The organism is Pyxidicoccus sp. M15, assembly GCF_056858435.1.
In genome coordinates, this window is the sequence record NZ_CM166495.1 from 7130949 (window position 1) to 7149328 (window position 18380).

Consider the following 18380-nt stretch of genomic DNA (forward strand, 5'->3'; position numbering starts at 1 on the left):
TGTTCCTAGCCCTTCGTGCAGACGACGTCGTCGACCTGGAGGTGGTCGCGGTCGGCCTCGCTGCGGCTCGGATAGAAGAACAGGCGCCAGTCGTGCACGTTGCCGGTGAAGCGGAAGAACACCGGCTGCCACTCGTCGCTGTCGACGGTGATGAAGTCGGTCTGCGGGCTCCAGCCGGCGCTCGAATAGCTGCGATGGCGAATGCTGCCGTGGCCTCGCACCCGATACGAACAGGAGTAGGTGCCGCTCGGGACGTCGAAGCTCTCGAGAGAGAAGCGCTCGGCCACCTGGATGGGGACGACGAACTGCAGCGCCCTCGAGCCGCCGTGCACCGCGTTCGTGTAGAGCGCGAGGCGCGAGGGCTTGATCTCGGAGCCCGGGTCGCTGACGCCGTTGTCGATGCCGTACCAGTAGTCGGGGATGTAATGGTCCCCGTGGTAGGGGATGTAATAGGTGTCCCAGTTCTCGAATCCACCGTTGCGGATGATGTTCGAGGGGTGGGAGGCGGAGACGCAGCGCCGGGTTGCCGGGTCGCAGGCAGGCAGCGCACCGAGGCAGTCGTAGGTGGTGGAGCAGGCCCCTTCGGCCAGCTCGCACACGCCGCTCGTGGGGTTGCAGCTCGTCGCCGGGTTGCTGCAGATGACCCCGGCGCAGGGGTCGCCCTCGATGCAGAGATGCGTGGCGGAGTCGCAGACCGGCGTCTCCGGGGTGCTCGCGCACTCCGCGTGACGGGTGCAGCGGCCCTCCGCGACAACACAGGTATGGGTCTCGTCGCAGGCCTGCCACTCGCTGCAGTCGGCGGCGTCGTTGCAGCGGCCGGAGAGCGGCTCGCAGGTGGCGGTGGCATTCTCGCAACGCTCCCAGGCCTCGCAAGAGACCGCGTCACACGGCTCGGCGGCCCGCTCGCAGCGCACGTCGTCGATGAGCAGATGCTCGCCGCTGGTATTCCGGACGCTGAAGATGAGCTCGAAGGTGTCGAAGACGTCGGCGGCGAGGTTGAAGCTGTACGCCAACTGCCTCCACTCCCCGGTGTCGACCGAGGTGTAGGCCGAGTAGCTGGAGTAGCCGTCGCCGAAGAAGGCGTTCCGAACTTCGCCGGTGCCCCGTGCCTGGTAGGTGCAGGAGTAGCGGCCGGCGGGCATCGACTTCGCCTGGGTGCTGAAGCGCTTGTGCGTGGTCGAGGTGTTGGCCAGCCGGACCGCGTTCACGCCTTCGAATGCGTTCGTCGTCACCTTCCGCACGTCTTCGGTGGAGATATTCGACGTGCTCCCGAACCACATCTCCGGAAGCGCAGCGGGCCATTCTTCGAAGCCCCCGTTGTCGATGACGCGCACCTCGGGCTCCTGGCCCGCGTCAGGCGTCCCCTCCCCTGCGTCGGGCGTCTCGCTACCCGCGTCCGGAGTCTCGCTTCCCGCATCCGGCGTCACTTCGCCTGCGTCCGGCGTCTCGCTTCCCGCGTCCGGAGTCTCGCTTCCCGCATCCGGCGTCACTTCGCCTGCGTCCGGCGTCTCGCTTCCCGCGTCGGGAGTCACGTCGCCTGCATCTGGCGTCACTTCGCCTGCATCCGGCGTCACTTCGCCTGCATCCGGAGTCTCGCTTCCAGCGTCGGGAGTCTCGTCGCCTGCGTCCGGCGTCACTTCACCTGCATCCGGCGTCTTCTCGCCCGCGTCCGCTGTTTCGGCGCCTGCGTCCGACAGGGTCTGGCCGGCATCAGTCGTCACCTCAGGATTCGAATCACCGCAGGCGACCACCAGGACCAGCAGCGCAGCCAGATACACTCGAAACAACGTCACAACGAGCCTCCGTTTCACAGAACGGGCCTCTCGTACCACAGGAGCAGAGCCGAAGCCCTGCTGCGAGCGTCAGTGACCTCGGGGTGCCCGGGTCCTCCACATCATGATGGAGCGCGTGAAATCACTTTCCGTCTTGCTCTGGCTGACCGCTGGACGCGCCTTGGCGCAGGAGGGCACTGAAAGCCCTCCTACCGCCCGTGAAGCGCCGCCGCGGCCCAGGTCGGGAACGGACGCGCGCATGGAGCTGGGCCTGCAAGCGGCTACGCATGGGGCACGGACGCCGAAGCCTTCGTCCACGAAGGGGCAGGCGCCAGGCTCCAGCTGCTTGCGCGGCTCGGCCCCTATCTCGCGCTCGGGTCCAATAAAGCCAATGACGGAGGGCCTCGACCTCTCCTCTTGAAGCCTCAGTGCACGCTGCGCGAGGGGTGGGCCTCGGCGAGGGAGGGCTGTGCGAGCTCGCCGGACTCCGAGCGCAAGAGCACGCCGACCGCGGTAGGGGCACCATCGCGCGCCGAGAGTGGGAAGTAGCTCGCCAACAGGCGCGCATTGCGGCGGGCCCCGTCGCGCTGCGCGGGCATCAGGTGGAGGTCGGTCAGGGGCCGCCCCGAGGAGAGGACCTGTGAGACGGGATCCTCGAGGTCCTGGGCCAGGGCGGGCGCCACCTCGCTCACCCGGCGTCCGGCGAGGATGGCGGCGCTGGTCTCCCACAGGTGGGCCCAGGCGTCGTTGACGCGCAGCACGCGCAGCTCGGGGGAGAGGATGGCCATTGGCACCGGAGCGGCGGCCATGAGCGCATCGGTGAGCACCAGCGGCTCGGGAGCCAGCTGCAGCTCGTCCAGGGCCGCGGCCCGGAGCCGCTCCTCGGCCTCGCGCTCCATCACCTCGCGCTCCCGGTCGCGCAGCAGCCCGGCGTGCCGGTTCAGGTGCTGCGACTGGAGGTAGAGGTCCACGAACACCGCCACCTTGGTGCGCAGCATGTCCGGGTTGAAGGGCTTCACGATGTAGTCGACCGCCCCTTGCGCGTAGCCCCGCTGCACCAGCGAGTCCTCGCCGGAAAAGGCGGTGATGAAGAGGATGGGCACGTGGCGCGTGCGCTCCCGCCCCTTGATGAGCCGGGCCGTCTCGAAGCCGTCCATCCCCGGCATCTGCACGTCGAGCAGGATGCAGGCGAAGTCCTGTTGCAGCAGCGCCGCCAGCGCCTCCCGCCCCGAGCGCGCCAGCACCAGGCGCTGGCCCAGAGGCGCCAGGATGGCTTCCAACGCCACCAGGTTGGCCGGGATGTCGTCCACCAGCAGGATGCTGGCTGTCTCCGTCTCTGAGCGTGTCATGCCCCAAAGGGTAGGCACTCCGTACATCGCAGGGCCGGGTTTCACGCCCGCTGAGCAGCCAGGGGGACGACCGCCTTCCCGTGCGCAAGAGTTCGACGCACACTTTGCATGATTTTCCGGGTCACTGGCTCTACCACTTCGGGACCGGGAGATTGGAACCAGGAGGGTCCCAGGGGCGGAGATGCGGCAATCTTCCGGGACGGTGTTGTGGGTGCTGCTGTGCTGTGTGGCAGGCATGGCGGATGGGAAGGCGCCACCGGATGCGCGGCTGAGGGAGGCGCAGACGGCCTTCGAAGAGTCGAAATCGCTCTGGGACGCGGGCCGGTACGCCGAGGCCATCGAGAGAGGTCAGCAGGCGCTGGCCCTGCATGAGGCGGTGCTCGGGGGCACCCATCCCGACGTCGCCCGGTGCCTGGACAGGCTCGGGTTGCATCACCTGTTGCGAGGGGACGTCGTCCGAGCCGAGCCGCTCCTTCTGCGCGCGCTGGCCATTCGGGACTCGGCCCTTGGAGGACGCCACCCGGAGGTCGCCCAATCGCTCAATACCCTCGCCAACCTCTACCGGAAGCAGGGCCTGTTCGCGCGTGCCGAGCCGCTCTACGCACGTGCACTGGCCATTCGGGAAGCGGCCTTCGGCGGGAACCATCCCCTCGTCGCCGAGTCGCTCAACGAGTTCGCCGCCCTCTACCTGGACAGGAACGTGTACGCGCGTGCCGAGCCTCTCCTCGAAAGGGCATTGGCGATTCGGGAGGCGACCTTCGGAAAGAGCCACCCGGATGTGGCTCAAACGCTCTACGCCCTCGCCAGGCTCCACGCGGGTCAGGGATTGCCCGCCCATGCCGAGCCCCTCCATCTGCGCGCACTGGCGATACGGGAGTCCGCCCTGGGCAAGGATCACCCCTTCGTCGCCGAGTCGCTCTTCAGCCTTGCCAGCTGCTACCAACTGCAAGGGTTCTACGCGCGTGCCGAGCCCCTCGCCGCTCGCGCGATGGCCATTCAAGAAGCAGCCCTCGGTGGGAACCCTCCGGATGTGGTCGACTCGCTCAACAGACTCGCCAGCTTCTACCGTTCCCAGGGCCTGTTCGTTCGTGCCAAGCCGCTCCTGCGACGCGCATTGGCCGTTCGGGGAGCGGCTCTTGGCAGGAGCCATCCCCTCGTGGCCCAATCGCTCAGCAGGCTCGGTGGGCTCTACATGCAAGAGGGGTTGTACGACCAGGCCGAGCCGCTCCTTCACCGTGCGCTGGCCATTCAGGAAGCCGCCCTCGGCGGGAACCATCAAGACGTCGCCCAGTCGCTCTTCGACCTCGCCAACCTCTATGTGGCCCAGGGGTTGTATGGCCAGGCCGGGCCGCTCTACGAGCGCGTGCTGGCCATTGATGAAGCTGCCCTGGGTAGGGATCATCGCTTCGTCGCCGACTCGGTCATCACCCTCGCGGACCTCTACATGGCCCAGGGGTTGTACGGCCAGGCCGGGCCGCTCTACGAGCGCGCCCTGACGAGCCTGGAAGCAGTCCTCGACAAGCGCAATCCCCTCATCGCCAAGGCGCTCATCGGCCTCGCCACGCTCTACCAGGCGCAGGGGTTGTATCGCCGGGCCGGGCCGCTCTTCGGGCGTGCGCTGGCCATCCTCGAAGCCTCCCTGGGCAGGAACCATTACGCTGTCGCCTTCTCGCTCAACCACCTTGCCGGTCTCTACTCGGCGCAGGGGTTGTACGGCCGTGCCGCGCCGCTCCACGAGCGCGCGCTCGCCATCCTGGAAGCGACTCACGGCAAGAGCCATCCCAGTGTCGCAGCCACGCTCAACCACCTCGCAGTGGATCGGCTGGCCCAGCATCGCCTCGCCGAAGCCCTGCCGCTGTTCTCCCGCGCCTTCGACCTGTCGGAGCATCGCCTGCGTCAGGAGGCGCTCGTCTTCTCCGAGTCGCGGCTGGCCCGCTTCCTCCAGTTGCTGCGCACGGACGAGGAGCGGCTCTACGCGCTGCTGCGCGCGCATCCCGGCGACGCCTGCGTCAGACGCCAGGCCCTCGCCGCCGTGCTCCTCCTCAAGGGCCGCTCCGTCGACGAGAGCGCCGATATCTCCCGCGCCATCTACCGCGGCCTGGGAGAAAAGGACCGCGACACCTTCGAGCACCTGAGGGGACTGCGCACGCAGCTGGCCCAGCTGTCACTCCAGGGTCCTGGCACGCTTCCACTGCCCGCCTACCAGCGGAGCCTCGATGAGCTCTCAGGGCAGGCCGCTACCCTCGAAGCGGACCTGGCACGACGCTCCGCCTCGCTGCGCTCGGTGGCGGCCCTGCCGGCGCCCGCGGAGATTGTCGACCGGGTCGCCGCGGCCGTGCCCGACGACGCGGCCCTCGTCGAGTTCATCGCGTACGTGGACCGTCCGCTGGTGCTCGGGCCCGGCGCGCCGGAGTCCCAGCATTCCAGCCAGCTGCGCTACCTGGCACTGGTGCTGTTCCCCGATGCCTCGACCCGTGTCGCGGACCTGGGCCCCGCCGAGCCCATCGACCTGGCCGCCTCGCGCCTGCGGAACGCGCTGGCCACCCGCGACGCGGACTTCCACGCTCCCGCCCAGTCGCTCTATCAGCTCGCCTTCCAACCCTTGCTGCCGCTGCTGGGCGACACCCGCCACCTCTTTCTCTCTCCCGACGGACAGCTGGCCCTGGTGCCCTTCGCCGCGCTTCACGATCGCCACCAGTTCCTCGTGGACGCCTTCGACTTCACGTACGTCCCCTCCGGAAGGAGCCTGCTGCCGCGCCCTCAGGCGCGCGACGACCCAGACTCCGTTGTCGTCCTCGCCGATCCGAACTTCCATGCCACTCACCCAGCACCGGCTCCCACCAGGGGCGACGACTCCGGGCTTGCCACGCGTTCCCTTCCTGAGGCCCCCCTCGTCTCCACGCCGCGCGCGGGCCTGACGTCACGTGCGTGGGCCCCGGCGCCACTGCCCGGCACCCGCCAGGAGGCCGAGAGCATCAAACGCCTGCTGCCTCAGGCCGAGCTCTTCCTGGGCGCAGCGGCCACCAAGGAGCGGCTGCTGTACCTGCCGCCCCCAGCCATCCTCCACCTGGCCACCCATGGCTTCTTCCTGGAGGACGCGCCTGCGCCCCCTGCCTCTCGCGCCGTGGTTCACTTCGGAGGGCTGGCCGAGGACGCGCGGGCGCCGAGCCTTCCGGACCCGCTGCTGCGCTCCGGCCTCGTCCTCGCGGGAGCACACGCCCCAAGACCCGCCGGCATCAGTCCCGGCGCCCCTTCGCCTGACACCAGGCTGGTGACGGCGCTGGAGCTGGCGGGCCTCGACCTGTGGGGCACCCAGCTGGTGGTGCTGTCCGCGTGCGACACCGGGCGCGGTGATGTGAAGCTCGGCCAGGGCGTGTACGGGTTGCGCCGGGCCTTCCTCGTGGCAGGGGCGGAGACGGTGGTGATGAGTCTTTGGAAGGTGAACGACGCGAAGACGGGAGCACTCATGGAGGCCTGTTACCGTCACCTCCTGGCGGGGCAGGGCCGGGCCCCCGCGCTACGCGACGCAATGCGTGAGCTGCGGCGTGTCCAACCCCACCCTCACTACTGGGCGCCCTTCATCGTCATGGGTCTTGAGACGCCTTTGCGCTTGAGCGCGCCGCGTCCCCAGGTGGCGCAGTACCCATAGCCGGTCGCCGCGGATGCGCCCACTCGCCGGCCTCTCCAGAGGCGAAACTCCGCCGCCGTCTGGAGGCGGCCAGGGCGCCGGCGGCTTTGACATCCTCGACGGGGATACGGAAAGGTAGCGCCGGCCGCGCTCGGGATGGAGCGACAGCCACTCCGCACAGGTCCTCCTCATGCCCGCTCGCACCTCCATCGCGCCGTTCCTGTTGCTGGTGACGCTCGCTGTCCTGGCCTCGTCCTGCAGGTGCAGGTCTGCGCCGGAGAGGCCGAGCGGGGAGCCGCTCACGCTGGACTTCCGCCCCCACCCGCTGCAGCTCACCATCGCCTACGACGGGAGCAAGCGCTTCCAGATGTGGCTCGACACGCTGGAGCTGGCCCGGCGGACCGGGCGGGAGACCGGCCGGAGCGTCCACTTCACCTACTTCATCACCACCGCGTACTACGACCCCGCGGTCCAGGGGGTCGCGGTGGATCCGCTCGATGTGCCGACGACGCGGGAAGAAGCGCTCGTGCGCTGGGCGCTGACGCAGCAGGCCCTCAACGAGGGCCATGAAATTGCCAACCACTCGGTCCGCCATGCCTCCGGCCAGACGTGGAACGAGGACACCTGGCGCGCGGAGTTCGACGAGTTCGAGCAACTGCTGGAGGCCAACCTCTTCGAGCCCGTGCGCGACGCCGCCGGCAAGGCCGTGTTCCCGAGGTGGGAGCCGCTGAAGACGGCGGCCCAGGGCGAGGTGGGGGCCGGCTGCCGGGCCGCGGCGGATTGCCATTCCGGCCGCTGCCTCTCCCTGACGTCGGAGGTGGGGGTCTGCACCTCCGAATGCAATGCGCACGCGACCTGCCCGACAGGGACGGTGTGCGGCAGCCCACGGTGGCAGCGCGTGACGGACGTGTGCCTGCCCATGCCGGCCTTTCCCGTCGAACACGAGGGGCGGCAACTCTTCGACGCGGAAGGGCGGCCGCAGGTGCAGAACCTCCGGCCCTACAACGTGGTGGGCTTCCGGGCGCCGTTCCTCCGCGCCAACTTCGCGCTCTACCAGGTGCTCGCGCAGAAGGGCTACGTGTACGACACCAGCACGATACAGCCGCTCGGTCCGCCGCGTCGCATGACGGGCCCGGTGGGGACGGGGTTGTTGCAGTTCCCCCTGATGTGGCACGAGGACTCGCTCACCTACTCCATCGATGATGCGTACCAGGGCAAGGACGGAACGGGTGAGCGGATGGAGGCCGACTCGCGGGCCGCCATCCTCCTGTCCTACGAGAAGCAAGGCCGGGTCCCCTGGAACGTGGCACAGCATTTCGGCCTGCTGAACGGTGGCATCTACTGGCAGGCGCTCCAGCGGACGCTGGCCTTCGCCGCGGCGGGATGCCCGGACGACCAGGGCCAGCGCCAGTGCCAGGACGTGGAGTTCCCCTCCTTCCGCGAGCTGGCGGAGCGCATCCAGCACTGGGAGAAGGCGGCCGGCACCGCCACCGTCTCTCCGAGCCCCTGAGTTCAAATTCAACAGAGGCGACAAAGACATGAGCACCAACAGCAGCAGCAAAAAGAAGCTGTCCGCGGATCAACGCAAAGACCTGCTCAAGACATTGAAGGCCCGTTTCGAGAAGAACATGAGCCGCCACAAGGGCCTCGAGTGGGACCAGATACAAGCAAAGCTCGAAGCCAACACCGAGAAGCTGTGGTCACTCCATGAAATGGAGAGGACTGGCGGCGAGCCGGATGTCGTCGGTCATGACAAGAAGACCGGCGAATACATCTTCTATGACTGCTCGGAAGAGAGTCCCAAAGGCCGCAGGAGCGTCTGCTACGACCGCGAAGGGCTGGATTCGCGGAAGGAACACAAGCCGGAAAACAATGCCATCGACATGGCCGCCGCCATGGGCATCGAGCTTCTCTCGGAAGAGCAATATCGAGAGCTTCAGAAGCTTGGAAACTTCGATACGAAGACCTCGAGCTGGGTGAAGACACCTTCTGCCATTCGAAAGCTCGGTGGCGCCCTCTTCGCTGATTACCGCTACGGCGCCGTGTTCGTGTATCACAACGGCGCACAGTCCTACTATGGCGCCAGGGCGTTCCGTGGCGCGCTACGCGTCTGACTCAGCTCACCACGGGCAGCGAGAAGCCGGCGACCTTGCCGCCCTCGGGGCGCGCCACGCCGGCCGCCTCGTTCATGCGGCCGGAGCGGAACGGCTCCAAATCCAGCGACACGAACTTGAACCCCAGCGCCAGGAAGGCCGCGTTGACCTTCTGGCGCACGTCCGCGGCCAGGAAGCGCTCGTACTCCTCGGCCGCCACCTCCAGCCGCGCCACCTCCTGGTGGTAGCGCACGCGGAACTGGCGGAAGCCCAGCTTGCGCATCTCCGACTCGGCGGAGGCAATCTGGATGAGCCTGTCCCGCGTCACCGCCGTCCCGTAGGGAATGCGCGACGCCAGGCACGCCATCTGCGGCTTGTCCCAGGTGGGCAGCCCCAGCGACTGGCTCCAGGCGCGAATCTCCTCCTTCGTCAGCCCCGCCTGCGCCAGCGGGGACACCACCTTGTGCTCCTGCGCCGCCTTGTGGCCGGGCCGGTGGTCCTTGAAGTCGTCCGCGTTGAAGCCGTCCAGCACCACCGCCAGGCCCAGCTCCTGCCGGCGGGCCTCGCAGATGTCGTACAGCTCCGTCTTGCAGAAGTAGCAGCGGTTGGTGGGGTTGGCCGCGTACTGCGGGTTGGCCAGCTCGTTGCTGCCCACCACCACGTGCCGCGCCCCCATCCGCTCCGCCAGCTCCCGCGCCTCCTGCGCCTCTTCCGGCGCCACGGACGCGGACAGGGCGGTGAGCGCCAGGGCGCGCTCGCCCAGCTCCTCCACCGCCACCTTCAGCACGAAGGTGGAGTCCACGCCTCCGGAGAAGGCCACCAGCGCGCTGCCATGGGCGCGCAGCGCCGCGCGCATGGCCTCCAGCTTCGGGCGCGAGGACTCACACAGGCTCTGGATCCGCTCGGGGCTCAGCATGGGGGAACTCCTAAAACGGAAGGGCCCCGGATTGCACGCGGAAGACGCGGCAACCTGGAGCCCTTCTGACGGTGTTGGGAGCGTGGGCCGTCAGGCCCCTCGCTCAGCGGGCCTTGTTCTTCGCGGGCTTCTTGGACGACGGAGCCGGCTTCGCCACCCGGGCCGCGCGCGTGGCCGGACGGGCCTTGGCGCCCTTGTCCGCCTTCGCGGCCTTGGCGGCCGGACGGGCCTCGTCACCGCGGCGGGCCTTGGCGCCCTTGTCCGCCTTGGCGGCGCCCTTCTCCGCCTTCTCCGCCTTCTCGCCCTTGGCCGGCAGCGGGTTGGCCTTCATCTTCTTGCCGGTGATGATCTTCAGCTCCTCGGTGTTCATGTAGCCGAGGTCCAGGAGCGACTGGAAGATCTTCGCCGCGCCGTCCTCCACCGACTCCACGTCGGAGTGGATCGTCACTTCCGGCGAGTTGGGCGGCTCGTACGGCTCGGTGATGCCGATGAAGTTGGGAATCTCGCCGTTGAGCGCCTTCTTGTAGCGGCCGGTGCTGTCGCGCTCGATGAGCTTCTCGGTCGGGCAGTCGACGTAGACCTCCACATAGCGGCCGATGGCGCGACGGTTCTCCTCGCGGCCCGGCTTGTAGGGGCTCACGCAGGGCACCAGCGCCGCGACGCCGTTGCGGGTCAGGAGATTGGCGACGAAGCCGAGGCGGCGGACCACCGTGGTGCGGTCGTCCTTCGCATCGCCCAGACCTGCCCAGAGCGCCTCGCCGAGCTCACCCTCGTCGAGGATCTCCACGTTGCGGCCAACCTGCCGCAGGCGCGCCGCGATATAGGCGGCGGTCGTGCTCTTCCCGGTCCCGGACATGCCGGTCAGCCAGAGGGTGAAACCAGTGTTGGGGGCCATAAGCCTGTTCAACTCCCTGCGTCCGGAGCGCTTCTTGCAAGCTGCGTGTGGACGCCGCAGATCCAGAAGATGCGCGTGGTTATAGACGAAAACCCCCTCACTTGACAATTCGCACACACCTTTCCGCAGGTGGGGTGAGCGGGCAGCCAAGTGCCTGCCGATACATGGTTTTTTCGTTTATGAAATGACGTTTTCAACCCTCTTGGAGCCTGAAATCGTCCCCCTGCCACCCGTACTGACACACCCAGACCACACAGCCTCGGTGTACGGATCCGATGAGGTAGGAAACTCCGGGGAGCAGCGGGTGACCTTCCGGGGCTGCTCGGGCCCGGTCTTCCGGGGAGAACGTGGCGGGTGCTTCCACGTGGGAGTGGAAGACGCACACCACCCGCTCTCCCCGTGCGTCCGCCTCCAGGGAGACGGCGAGCCACTCCTCGGGGGCGAAGGCGTAGGCGGTGCGGGGCCGGGGGGAGACGTTGCGCAGCGGGCGGACCCTCCAGGGGCCCGCGTCCCCGGACTGGAGAATCACGCCGCAGCCCTCGTGGGGGTACGCGGCCTCCAGGTGGCGCACCACCGCGTCGTGGACGGCCTGCGGCCAGCCGGGCTCGGGCCAGCGGATCACGGCCGCGGGGGCTCCGGGCTCGGGCTCCCGGCACAGCGGGCACACCTGCGCACCTCCAGTTCCTCCACCACGCCCGGGGCGACCAGCCAGCGGCCTCCCAGCGCGGGGCCCAGGCCCAGCCGCAGCCGCTGGAACACCAGGGCGCCCAGCGCGCCCAGGGCCACGCCCAGCGCGCCGTCCGGGGGCTGGACGAGGTGGCGCACCGTCTCCCCGAAGCACCACACGCACCCGTCCGCGCCCCGGAAGACGACGGCCGCGCGCATGCCGTCACCGCCGAGGGCCACCCAGGGGGCCTCGCCGCTCCAGCCCGAGGGCAGCTCCGCCACCAGTCCCCCACCCCGCCCGGCGCCGGCCGCGTCCGGGTTCAGTCGGGGCACCGCCGCGTCGAGGGCCTCCACCGCGGGGCGGCCCACGTCGTCCGCCGACACGAGGAAGCCGGGCGCCCAGGGGCCCAGCGTCAGCGAGCCCGTGCCCACCACCGGGGTGCCGCCTCCGGCGAGGTACGCCGCGGCCGTCATCCCCGAGGCGCCGATGGCATCCACCCGCGCGGTGCCGGTCAGCAGCGCTTCCTGTCCGCGGCCGCCCACGTCGCGCAGGAGTATCTGCCGGGAGTAGCGGAGGATCTGCTCCTCACGCAGCGCCATGCCTCACCCTCCCGCCATGGCGGGGATGAGGGTGAGGCGGTCCGTGTCCGCCACCGGCGTGTCCAGCTCGCGCAGCGCGCGGATGTCCTCGTCGTTGAGGAAGACGTTGACGTAGCGGCGCACGGCGCCGCGCTCGTCGAGGAGGCGCGCGCCGATGCCGGGGAAGCGCGTGTCCAGGTCCTTCAGCACCTCGCGCACGGTGGCGCCGGCGGCGGTGACCTCGGCCTGGTTGCGGGTGAAGGTGCGCATCGGGGTGGGAATGCGAATGGTCGCCATGGCTTACCGTCCCTGCTTGCGGAGCAACAACACGTGGGTTCCGTCGGGGCGCGACTCCAGGGAGACGACTTCGTGTCCCTCGTCGCGCGCGTTGCGTGGAACGTTCTTCAGCGGCTCGGAGCCACGCAGGAGCACCTCGAGCAGCGCCCCCGGCTCCAGCGCCTCCAGCTTCAGCTTGGTGCGCACATAGGTCATCGGACAGACCTCGCGCGTGATGTCGAGCGTGGCCCTCACCTCGGACATGACTCGGCCTCCCGTGCGGCCTCCGGGTACTCCGGAACGGCGGTGACGCGGCAGCCCGGGCAGTCGGGCGCGCGCTCCACCCGGACGCGGCGGCCCAGCAGCGACACGCCGTCCAGCACGTGCAGCGTGGCCTCGCCGGGGACGGGGCGCGCGGCCCCGGACAGCAGCTCCAGCGCGAGCAGCGACTGCACCGCGCCCACCAGCCCCGCGAGCGAGCCCAGCACGCCGGCTTGCGCGCACGTGGGCACCGCGTCCGGCGGAGGCGGCGCCTCGTAGAGACAGCGCAGGCACGGCCCGCGAGGGTCCACCCGCATCGCCTGCCCCTGCATGCGCAGCACGCCGCCGTAGATGAGCGGCACGCCCGTGAGCACCGCCACGTCCGACAGGAAGAACTTGGTGGCCACCCCGTCGGTGGCGTCGATGACGGCGTCGTGCGCGCGGAAGAGGGCCTCGGCGTTGCCAGCGTCCACGCGCTCCGGCAGGGCCTCGGTGGACAGCGTGGGGAAGGCGCGCGCCAGCCCCGCGGCGGCGGACTCCGCCTTGTTGCGGCCCACGTCGGCGGTCCGGTGCCAGAGCTGGCGCGGCAGGTTCGTCACGTCCACGCGGTCCGGGTCCGCGAGCGTCAGGTGGCCGACACCGGCCTGCGCCAGCGCCAGGGACGCCGGACAGCCCAGGCCGCCGGCGCCCACGAGGAGCACCCGGGCGCGCTCGAGACGCGAGGCGTGGGGGATGCGGGGATGATGGTCGGTGTCGTGCCCGTGCATCGGATTGCCCCTTCGCGAGGGGTCGGAAGCGAATAAGGTGCGTGCCCCTGCGTCCACCGGGAAGACGGGCGCAGGCGCCCACCCACCGTGCCGCTTCGACGCGGACCTTACCAGCCAGGACATATGAGAAACCTGCCCGGCGTGCTCGTCTTTTCCACCGCCCTCCTCCTGGCGGTCGGCTGCCACAAGAACACCGGCGAGGCCCCCGGGCCCACCGACGCGTCGGCCCCCCAGCCCGACCCGCGCGACGCCATGGAGGCCGTGAAGGACGCGGGCGCTCCCTCGGACGGCGCCCAGACGGGCACCTCGCGCGGTGCGCTGACCGCTGGTGACGACGCGGGCACCGCGGGCACGGCCTCCAAGGACGCCGGCACCATGGCCAAGGGCGCTGGCGGCGGTGACCGCAAGGCGCAGGAGGCCTGCGTGGACCGCTGGCTCGAGAGCCACGGGCTCGACAGGTACGGCCACGACGAAGGCACCATGTACGCGGGCGGCACGCCGCTCTTCGACGAGCGCACCGGCGAGCAGAAGGACCGGCTGGAGTACGTCTTCCAGCGCAAGCCCGAAGCCCGCCAGGCCTGCGCGAAGTGACCCGGGGGCGGTGACGCGCGAGGCCCCGGACGTGCCCCCTCCCCCACCCGGGAGGGGAGCAGGCTGCTCCCTGGATTTCCGCCCGCCCGCCCGCTCCCGTAAGCTGCCTGCCCGATGAACACCCATCTCGCTCTGGGCGAGGAGACGCCAGCCAACGACCTGCGCGCCCGCGTGCGGGAGGTGCTGGAGCGCCGCAAGCTGACGGACAGCGTCTCCGCGGAACAGGCCACCGCGTCCTGGGAACAGGACCGCTTCGTCGCCCGCGCCCGCGCGCTGTTCTACGCGCGGATGATGTTCCTCACGCTGGGCCTGCTCATCCTCGCGGTGCCCGCGTGGAGCGGCTACTTCGGCCTCACCGGGCCGTTCGCCTTCGTGGGCTACTTCACGATGCTGCTCTACAGCGTCGCGAACCTGCTCGTCATCGACCACCCGAAGGCCGGCCGCTGGGTGACGTACACCACGCTCTGCCTCGACCTGACCATCATGGTCGTGCTCATCGCCAAGCCCCAGGTGGGCGGCGGTCTGCAGAGCCCGCTGCTCGCCACGCAGCTGCTCTTCACCACGCTGTTCTCCATCCTCTACCCCAAGCCGCTGGCCATCCTCCCGCCGCTGCTGGCGCTGCCGATTACGACGCGCCTGGACCTGCTCCTCAACCGCTCGGTGACGGCGGTGGAGCTGCTCACGCTGCTCTGGTACCTCGCGCTCAACTTCATCATCGTCTACGTGCTCGTGTACCTGAACGAGCGCGAGGCCACCGCCCACCGCGAGGTGGTGTCCCTCCAGGGCGACTTGAAGGAGCTGGCCGTGGTGGAGGAGCGCAACCGGCTGGCGCGCGAAATCCATGACGGCCTGGGCGCTTCGCTCTCGTCCATGATCATCCAGGCCGAGTACATCCTGAACCTCGCGCGCGAGGACGGGCTGCGCTCGGAGATCCGCGAGCTGAAGGCCACCGCGGAGGAGTCCATCGAGGAGCTGCGCCGCAACCTGCGGATGATGCGAGAGGACTTCGAGCTGGCGCAGGGCCTGGAGGACTACGCGAAGACGTTCCAGGAGCGCACGGGCCTGGAGATCCGCTTCGAGCGCACCGGCCTGCAGCGCAAGCTGTCCCCGGACGCGCAGCTGGCGCTGTTCCGCATCCTCCAGGAGTCGCTGTCCAACGCGGTGAAGCACGCGGAGGCGAAGGCCGTGCACGTGCGGCTCGACTTCAGCGAGGACCGCGTGCACCTCATCGTGCGTGACGACGGCAAGGGCTTCGACCCGTCCCGCACGCCGCGCGGCCACTACGGCCTGCTGAACATGCGCGAGCGCGCCATGAAGCTCGGCGGCCAGCTCATCGTGGACTCGTCGCCGGGCGCTGGCGCCCAGGTGGCCTTCTCCCTCCCCTGTATGCCGTCATGACCGGAGCCCCCGTGGACGCCCCTCCCGCCGCGCCCCCCATCCGCGTCTTCGTGGTGGAAGACCAGACGAAGATTCTGAAGAACCAGCTCCGCCTCTTCGAGGGTCAGCAGGACATCGACATCGTCGGCACCGCGCTGTCCGGCGAGGCCGCGCTGGAGGAGGTGCCCAGGCTGATGCCGGACGTGCTCCTCTTGGACCTGGGGCTGCCGCGCATGAGCGGCATCGACGTCACGCGCGAGGTGAAGGCGCGCTTCCCGAAGATTGAAATCCTCATCTTCACCATCTTCGACGAGGAGGACAAAGTGCTGGAGGCGGTGAAGGCCGGCGCGTCCGGCTACCTCCTCAAGGGCGCCCCGGTGGACAAGATCATCGAGGCCATCAAGGAGGTCCGAGCGGGGGGCACCGTCATCCAGCCCAACCTCGCCCGCCGCCTCCTGCGCCACTTCCGCGTGGACCCGGACTCCGGCCCCGTGCCCACCGAGCCCGTGGCGCCTCCGCCCCCCGCGCCGGAAGTCCCTTCGCAGGCCGCGTCCGCCATGGAGCCCCCGCTCAAGCCGCTGTCGGACCGCGAGCGGGAAATCCTCCAGCTCATCGCCAAGGGGGTGTCGAACAGCGAGGCGGCCCGGCTCCTCAGCCTCAGCAAGGCCACCATCCGCACCCACCTGGAGCACATCTACCGGAAGCTCGAAGTCACCAACCGCGTCGAGGCCGTCACCGAGGGCATCCGCAAGGGCTTGATTTCCGTGTGAAGTAAGCCAACACCCGGTTGCAATTGCTCAAGGGTAGTCACTATACCCCGCCCCTTCCTTCAGGAAATTTCCACCAATCCTGGAAGGCCAAGAAATGGGGAGAGCATGGAGCGCGTCACGAAGGGGCAGTGCGCCCGGGAGCTGAAGCAGGGCCTCCGGCTTTCGGCTGCGGCACTGCTGGTGATGACGGCTTGCGGGGACACCGGACTTCCGAAGCAGGAAGGCCCGCCCCCGCCCGGCCCGCGGGCAGCGGAGGCGAACGGCGAGTGCCTGGTCCATCCGCCCTTCAATTCCAACTTCGAGCCGGAGCTCGAGTGGGCCTGGAGCGGAAGCCCCGTCATGCCGGAGCACAACCAGGTCATGATGACGCCCATCGTCGTGGAGGTGAACGGCGATGGCGTCCCGGACATCGTCTTCAGCGCCTTCACCCGGCGCAACTACACCACCAACGCGGTCCTGCGTGCCATCAGCGGCGCCAACGGCAGCGACCTGTGGACCGTGACGGACCCGGCGCTGCGCGTGCGTGGCGCCGCGAGCGTGGCGGGCGCGGACATCGATGGTGACGGCCTGGTGGAGCTCTGCGCCATCCCGGAGGATGGCATCGGCATCCTCTGCTTCGAGAACACCGGCGCGTTCAAGTTCCGGACGTCCGTCCCCCAGAACAGCCATGGCGGCATCTCGTTCGCGGACCTGGAGGGTGATGGCTCGGTGGAGATCCTCAATGGCAACCACGTCTTCAGCAACACGGGCGTGCTGAAGTGGGTGGGCGCCGACGGCATGGGGGGCGGCCACGCCGGCCCCATCTCGTTCGCGGCGGACATCGACGGTGACGGGCTGCAGGAGGTGGTCAGCGACAAGACCCTCTACCGCCATGACGGCACCATCAAGTGCCGCAACCCGGACATCGGGAGTGGGCTGACGGGCGTGGGCAACTTCGACGGGGATTCCCACGGCGAGGTCGTGGTGGTGGGGCGGGGCAAGGTCATCCTGATGGATGACGACTGCACGCTGCTCTGGACGCAGACAATCCCGGGAGGGGGCCGGGGTGGCGCGCCGAACATCGCCGACTTCGACGCGGACGGGCAGCCGGAAATCGGGGTGGCTGGCGCCACGCAGTACTCCGTCTTCGAAACGGATGGCACCGTCAAATGGTCCAGCGTCATCCAGGACAACAGCTCGAACGCGACAGGCTCGTCCACGTTCGACTTCGAGGGGGATGGCCGGGCCGAGGTGGTCTACGCCGACGAGGTCCGCCTGCGTATCTACGATGGCGCCACCGGCCTGGTGCGCTTCAGCGTGGAGCATGCCTCCGGGACGCTCTACGAGAACCCGGTCATCGTCGACGTGGACGGTGATGACAACGCGGAGATCGTCGTCGCTTCGAACAACACCTTCTTCCCGGGCCCCACGGGCATCCGCGTGTTCCGGGACCGCCAGGACGGCTGGGTGAACACGCGCCGCATCTGGAACCAGCACGCCTACTCCGTCACCAACATCAACGACGACGGCACCGTCCCCGCGCACCCCATCACCAACTGGCTCGCGCCAGGCCTCAACACCTTCCGGGCCAACAGCCAGGGCACGGGCGTCACCAGCCCCTTCGCCGCGGCGGACGTGACGGTGACGGCGGTCTCTTCCGCGTGCAACCAGACCAGCGGAGCCCTCACCCTCAGCGCCCAGGTCTTCAATCAGGGTGATGCCGCCGTCTCCGCCGGGCTGCGCGTAGCCTTCTACCAGGGCAACCCGGCGGCGGGAGGCACGCTGCTGGGCGTGGCCACCCTCCCCACCGTGCTCTCCGCGGGCAACACCGCGGGCGCCACCCTGGTCCTCGCCCCGGCCCCGGGAGGGAGCGGCGAGGTCTGGGCCGTGGCCGACGATGACGGCACCGGCACCGGCCGGGAGACCGAGTGCGTGGAGACCAACAACAGCGGCAGCGCTCCCGTCAACCTGGCCTGCGCCATCAACGTGCCGCCCGTGGCCGTCTGCCGCGACGTCATCCTCATCGCCAGCACCGACACCTGCAGCGCCCCGGCCAGCGTGGATGACGGCAGCCATGATCCAGACCACCAGCCCGCGCCGCTCACCGTCACGCAGTCTCCCTCGGGGCCGTTCGCCGCGGGGACCCACTCCGTCACGCTGACCGTCTCGGACGGCCAGTCGAGCGACTCCTGCACGGCCACCGTCACGGTGGTCGACCTCACGTCGCCTGTCATCACCTGCCCGTTCCGACGCGTCGTGGCTGCCACGGGCCCGGAGGGCACATTCGTCACCCACGCGGAGGCCACGTTTTTCGACGCGTGCGGCGCGACGGTCAGCGGCCCGCCCGCCGGGACCTATCCGCCAGGAAGCACCACGGTGTTGCAGTACACGGCCACGGACGCGGCGGGCAACAGCGCCTTCTGCACCACCACCCTCCAGGTGATGGACCTCTGATGCCACT

The 18380-nt window shown here is 69.4% G+C and carries 16 protein-coding genes; 7 read left to right on the plus strand and 9 right to left on the minus strand.

What is annotated here, in order from left to right; genetic code table 11:
* Positions 1-5: 5 nt before the first annotated feature.
* A complete protein-coding gene (locus ACX9TP_RS26330; RefSeq protein ID WP_482973368.1) occupies positions 6-1721 on the minus strand; it encodes a carbohydrate binding domain-containing protein in 1716 nt (571 codons plus the stop codon).
* A gap of 476 nt (positions 1722-2197) precedes the next feature.
* The gene (locus ACX9TP_RS26335; protein ID WP_482973369.1) at positions 2198-3121 is read right to left on the minus strand and encodes a response regulator; all 924 of its coding nucleotides are present in this window, start codon (positions 3119-3121) and stop codon (positions 2198-2200) included.
* A 181-nt stretch (positions 3122-3302) separates the two neighbouring features.
* Here ACX9TP_RS26335 and ACX9TP_RS26340 point away from each other — a divergent pair, with 181 nt between their 5' ends.
* The 3 genes from ACX9TP_RS26340 to ACX9TP_RS26350 all read left to right on the plus strand — a co-directional run bounded on the left by ACX9TP_RS26340 (position 3303) and on the right by ACX9TP_RS26350 (position 8863).
* A complete protein-coding gene (locus tag ACX9TP_RS26340; RefSeq protein ID WP_482973370.1) occupies positions 3303-6770 on the plus strand; it encodes a CHAT domain-containing tetratricopeptide repeat protein in 3468 nt (1155 codons plus the stop codon).
* A gap of 169 nt (positions 6771-6939) precedes the next feature.
* Positions 6940-8259 carry a polysaccharide deacetylase family protein gene (locus ACX9TP_RS26345; protein ID WP_482973371.1) on the plus strand — a complete coding sequence of 440 codons (1320 nt, stop codon included), beginning with the start codon at positions 6940-6942 and terminating at the stop codon, positions 8257-8259.
* A gap of 28 nt (positions 8260-8287) precedes the next feature.
* Complete coding sequence (locus ACX9TP_RS26350) at positions 8288-8863, plus strand: DUF4256 domain-containing protein (RefSeq protein ID WP_482973372.1); 576 nt, start codon at positions 8288-8290, stop codon at positions 8861-8863.
* A gap of 1 nt (position 8864) precedes the next feature.
* Here the strand turns inward: ACX9TP_RS26350 and larE are convergent, their stop codons facing one another.
* The 7 genes from larE to ACX9TP_RS26385 all read right to left on the minus strand — a co-directional run bounded on the left by larE (position 8865) and on the right by ACX9TP_RS26385 (position 13202).
* Positions 8865-9758: an ATP-dependent sacrificial sulfur transferase LarE gene (larE, locus tag ACX9TP_RS26355; protein ID WP_482973373.1), complete on the minus strand. Its 894-nt coding sequence runs from the start codon at positions 9756-9758 to the stop codon at positions 8865-8867.
* 103 nt (positions 9759-9861) lie between these two features.
* Positions 9862-10653 (minus strand): adenylyl-sulfate kinase, encoded by a 792-nt coding sequence (gene cysC, locus ACX9TP_RS26360; protein ID WP_482973374.1) that lies wholly within the window; start codon positions 10651-10653, stop codon positions 9862-9864.
* Between the two features lie 193 nt (positions 10654-10846).
* Entirely contained in the window at positions 10847-11275 is a 429-nt protein-coding gene (locus ACX9TP_RS26365; RefSeq protein ID WP_482973375.1) for a M67 family metallopeptidase, read from the minus strand.
* On the minus strand, positions 11272-11919 hold the full coding sequence (locus tag ACX9TP_RS26370) for a ThiF family adenylyltransferase (RefSeq protein WP_482973376.1): 648 nt from the start codon (positions 11917-11919) through the stop codon (positions 11272-11274). Before ACX9TP_RS26370 ends, ACX9TP_RS26365 begins: the two co-directional genes overlap by 4 nt.
* 3 nt (positions 11920-11922) lie before the next feature.
* Positions 11923-12195 (minus strand): MoaD/ThiS family protein, encoded by a 273-nt coding sequence (locus ACX9TP_RS26375; protein WP_482973377.1) that lies wholly within the window; start codon positions 12193-12195, stop codon positions 11923-11925.
* A 3-nt stretch (positions 12196-12198) separates the two neighbouring features.
* A complete protein-coding gene (locus ACX9TP_RS26380; protein ID WP_482973378.1) occupies positions 12199-12438 on the minus strand; it encodes a sulfurtransferase TusA family protein in 240 nt (79 codons plus the stop codon).
* Positions 12426-13202 carry a HesA/MoeB/ThiF family protein gene (locus tag ACX9TP_RS26385; RefSeq protein WP_482973379.1) on the minus strand — a complete coding sequence of 259 codons (777 nt, stop codon included), beginning with the start codon at positions 13200-13202 and terminating at the stop codon, positions 12426-12428. The genes ACX9TP_RS26380 and ACX9TP_RS26385 overlap by 13 nt, the downstream gene beginning before the upstream one ends.
* A 123-nt stretch (positions 13203-13325) precedes the next feature.
* Between ACX9TP_RS26385 and ACX9TP_RS26390 the strand changes: the two genes are divergently transcribed.
* The 4 genes from ACX9TP_RS26390 (at position 13326) to ACX9TP_RS26405 (ending at position 18373) form a co-directional block, all read left to right on the plus strand.
* A complete protein-coding gene (locus tag ACX9TP_RS26390; protein WP_482973380.1) occupies positions 13326-13793 on the plus strand; it encodes a hypothetical protein in 468 nt (155 codons plus the stop codon).
* A gap of 114 nt (positions 13794-13907) precedes the next feature.
* A complete protein-coding gene (locus tag ACX9TP_RS26395; protein WP_482973381.1) occupies positions 13908-15191 on the plus strand; it encodes a sensor histidine kinase in 1284 nt (427 codons plus the stop codon).
* Entirely contained in the window at positions 15188-15940 is a 753-nt protein-coding gene (locus ACX9TP_RS26400) for a response regulator (RefSeq protein WP_482973382.1), read from the plus strand. Before ACX9TP_RS26395 ends, ACX9TP_RS26400 begins: the two co-directional genes overlap by 4 nt.
* A 105-nt stretch (positions 15941-16045) precedes the next feature.
* Positions 16046-18373, plus strand: coding sequence for an FG-GAP-like repeat-containing protein (locus ACX9TP_RS26405; RefSeq protein WP_482973383.1), 2328 nt, complete (start codon positions 16046-16048; stop codon positions 18371-18373).
* The last annotated feature ends 7 nt before the right edge of the window (positions 18374-18380 follow it).